General features: G+C 60.8%; 7 protein-coding genes. 3 read left to right on the top strand and 4 right to left on the bottom strand.

Going from position 1 to position 3,105, the window contains the following annotated elements; translation table 11 throughout:
- The first annotated feature begins 49 nt into the window (after nt 1-49).
- The 3 genes from VSR68_RS42325 to VSR68_RS43020 all read left to right on the top strand — a co-directional run bounded on the left by VSR68_RS42325 (nt 50) and on the right by VSR68_RS43020 (nt 1,926).
- Complete coding sequence (locus VSR68_RS42325) at nt 50-640, top strand: ankyrin repeat domain-containing protein (protein ID WP_342945355.1); 591 nt, start codon at nt 50-52, stop codon at nt 638-640.
- 9 nt (nt 641-649) lie between these two features.
- Complete coding sequence (locus VSR68_RS42320; RefSeq protein WP_342945354.1) at nt 650-892, top strand: zinc ribbon domain-containing protein; 243 nt, start codon at nt 650-652, stop codon at nt 890-892.
- Nucleotides 893-1,803: 911 nt separating this feature from the next.
- Entirely contained in the window at nt 1,804-1,926 is a 123-nt protein-coding gene (locus tag VSR68_RS43020) for a winged helix-turn-helix domain-containing protein (RefSeq protein ID WP_368726535.1), read from the top strand.
- 67 nt (nt 1,927-1,993) lie between these two features.
- On the opposite strand, the gene VSR68_RS42315 is transcribed toward VSR68_RS43020, so the two are convergent.
- The 4 genes from VSR68_RS42315 to VSR68_RS42300 all read right to left on the bottom strand — a co-directional run.
- Nucleotides 1,994-2,236, bottom strand: a complete 243-nt coding sequence (locus VSR68_RS42315) for a hypothetical protein (RefSeq protein ID WP_342945353.1) — start codon at nt 2,234-2,236, stop codon at nt 1,994-1,996.
- 40 nt (nt 2,237-2,276) lie between these two features.
- Nucleotides 2,277-2,495: a putative nitrogen fixation protein NifT gene (gene nifT, locus VSR68_RS42310; RefSeq protein WP_028371630.1), complete on the bottom strand. Its 219-nt coding sequence runs from the start codon at nt 2,493-2,495 to the stop codon at nt 2,277-2,279.
- A 20-nt stretch (nt 2,496-2,515) separates the two neighbouring features.
- The gene (locus VSR68_RS42305; protein ID WP_342937517.1) at nt 2,516-2,854 is read right to left on the bottom strand and encodes a hypothetical protein; all 339 of its coding nucleotides are present in this window, start codon (nt 2,852-2,854) and stop codon (nt 2,516-2,518) included.
- Nucleotides 2,851-3,105 (bottom strand): nitrogen fixation protein NifZ (locus tag VSR68_RS42300; RefSeq protein WP_342945352.1); only part of this gene is annotated, 255 nt, incomplete at its 5' end. The genes VSR68_RS42305 and VSR68_RS42300, both read right to left, overlap by 4 nt.

Genomic DNA, 3,105 nt, shown 5'->3' with positions numbered 1-3,105 from the left:
TTCGGGCGCGCGTGACGGCGGCGCCTATCCACTGAGCCGGAGCGTCATCATGTCACTGCTCACCAACACTGTCCCATACGAAAGCGCAAGCCGCCACGATGTCACGTGGGCAACGCTCGCAACATGGCTGTCGAGCCACGACTTCCCGGACATTCACTCGCGCAGCATTGAGGGCATGACGCCGCTGATGGTGGCAGCGCTGCACGGCGAAGACAGCATAGTCGCAGCGTTGCTGGATGAAGGTGCACACGTCGGCGCGCTCGACGACGAAGGTAATCAGGCACTCTGGTACGCGTGTCTGGGCGGCGCACGCGCATCGATCCTACGGTTGGTCGGGGCCGACCTCGATATTGATCACATGAACGGGAACGACATCACGTGCCTGATGGAGGCCGCCGCCAGCGGCCGGTTCGAGGTCATGTTGCTGCTGATATCGCTCGGCGCCAGCGACAGCCTCGTTGCGCCCGACGGGCGAAATGCATTCGACATGGCAACCGATTTCGGACTGCAGCTCCTGCGTACGGTAGGCCGGCTCAGGGACGCCCGGCGCGGATCGACCTCCGCCACCGATCGGTACGTCGCGGAACTGAGGCAACCACGGTTTCCGGGTAGCGTCCTGCCAGATAACGCTTCGCGCTGAAAAGAACTCATGCCGCTCTACGACTACCTATGCCGCAACTGCGCGTTGCATTTCGAAGCGCTGGTGCGCGCTGGCACGACGCCTCTTTGCCCGCGCTGTCGCAGTACCGCGCTGGATAAACAGGTCAGTGCGCCGTGCGCTCCCGCCCGCAGCAAAGCGATCATCGCGGCGGCACGCCGTCAGGCCGCACGCGAAGGCCATTTCAGCAACTACACGGCTACAGAACGCAGCAACCTCCTGCGCCGCTGTTGAAGCGGCAGCAGCAATGGTACGGCGGCTTGTCCAGCCGGGAACTGCTGCTGCCGCCTGGAGAGATAGATAGCGGCTCCAGCGTCGAAGTTGATCGCCGTGCCCTTGAGCGCCCTGACGATGTACCTCACGGGTGCGCACGGAGCTGCGTATGTAGCTGCAATGCTGGCGCACTGTCACCGATCCGCTACGCGTTAGAAGCCACGCTCAGCTCGGATCGCGTCGGAGGCCCGCACGTTGCGAAACTGCTGGCGAAAGGATGGCTGTAGGCCGCAGTTTCCATCCCTCAAGGCTGCATGTCGTCGATCATTCTGGCACGCGCTGTGCGTGAATCGCTTGCCTAGGTGCACCACGTGAGCATCCAGCGCACTCCCTCGGCGTCCTCGGCCGGAGCCGTTCCCCAAGTCGCACCAGCTTTGCCAGACCGAGCGCCGCCGTCAATTCGCTCATCCCCGGCAACGGTGCGCTAGCACCAACCAGCACCGACTTACGGTCCGCGGTCCAGCGCCAGCTCATGTAACGCAACTCGTACGCCAGGCTTTGGTGCTGTTCCATGGCAACCTCCATGCAACCCGCTCCAGTAATTACTGACAGGGCACCAAATAGTGCGTAGTGCGCTAAGCGGGTATAAAGATGAAAACTGATGCCTGACATCTCGACGGAGCCTCGCAGGAGTACTGAGAAAAATAGTGGTGCAAGCGGTGGTTGATGGGATGACGCAGACCACGCCGGCTCACATATTCGGGGAAAGTCCGCGGGCAGTAAGCAACTGGATGATGCAGTCAGTCGCGAGAAGTCGGCCTGAGATCGCTCAGGCCGAGCAAGCGTAGCCGTCGGCCGGGACGTGGCCGGTTGGATTACCGGGAGGAAGTGAGAATCCGCAAGCTGATCATAGAACGGATGCCCAGCTGGCGTTGGCATTCAACCTGTGGACCCGCGAGTCGGTAGCGCAACTCACCGAGCGCCAGTATGGCATCAAGGTGTCTGCGTGGACGGTCGGTCGATACCTGAAGCATTGGCCCATCGCTCCAGCATGACGACTGCAATACGGCATGAACGAGTTCGTTCTCTCGTTCTCCACGGGTTGGCTCGCTAAGCGCGATTTCAATAGTATCCATCGTACGCGCCATCTTCGGCTAAGATAAGCATATCGGCCTCACTGGCTTCCGCAGTCACGGAGACGCAAACCCCTGTTGACGTCGCGAAATAGACGCGGCGACCGCGAAATTCCACCGCCGGCTCTTCATTGAGCAGTTCGACCGCGCTGATACGAATGACACGCACGTCGGGATAGCGCTTGCGCCAGCTTGCTGCGGCTTCCGACAACGTCGGCTCGTAGAGAACCAATTCGGTTATCGTATGTATCTGAGCTACCGTAAGCGCCATGTTAGTCGTGCCCGCCCGCCAGGCGCCGTGCTTCCACAGTGACCGGAAGCACGGTGTCGGGCGCCATCTCAGGCAACTCGAACTTCCAGCCGTTCGCAAGCGTGACGAGCCCACCCCACATTCGCGCCCGCGCGATTGAAACAATTGGCTCCTCCAAATCCGTCCTCGGAATGTAGGCGCAGAGTATGCCTTTGCTATCCTTTCGGATCGTGATCTTCACAGTAAAAGCTCCTGGTTTGGTTAGGAAATTTGCGCCGTGCGAACGCACATCGTTTTGAATACGGCGCGAGCAAAAGTGGCGACGCTGGCAGCATGCGAGAAATGCCGTCGCGGCGATACATAAACCGTCACGCGTCCAAGTCGTCTCCTTGCACGATTGTCGCACTGGTGCAGAAACAGTTTTGCCCTCCCGGCAGCCGACCATAAGCCGTCAAAGAGGCAGATCGGCTCACCGGTCTCAACAACCTGCCCGACGTCGACGATCTCGCCGAGGGAGCCGGCCCTCAGGACACACTTCTCTTCGCCCCGGTCGCGATATCCGCCATCGGTGTAGCTGTCGTGCAGTACAACCACGCTCATGCCTCACGAATAGGGCTAGCTCGGACTCGATTGCCCGATGCATCGCCCCGGTATTCCGCGCGCCAAAGGCTTCGCCCATCCTCCGCGGTCACCGCCGGCAGTATCTGGTCGATCGAGCGAAGAGCCTTGGCCCGCTCGCCCAGACAGGCGAGCACGTCTTCGGGAAGATGGTCGAGCGTGCACAGTTCCTTCGCCCGCATGCCGACCTTGCGGTCTGTTTCAACGAAATGAACCGCGTAGATGTAAAACCG

The organism is Paraburkholderia phymatum (assembly GCF_038900715.1).
Lineage (GTDB): Bacteria > Pseudomonadota > Gammaproteobacteria > Burkholderiales > Burkholderiaceae > Paraburkholderia > Paraburkholderia phymatum_A.
Note: the sequence above shows the minus strand (reverse complement) of the source record. Positions and strands in the feature narration are given on the sequence as shown.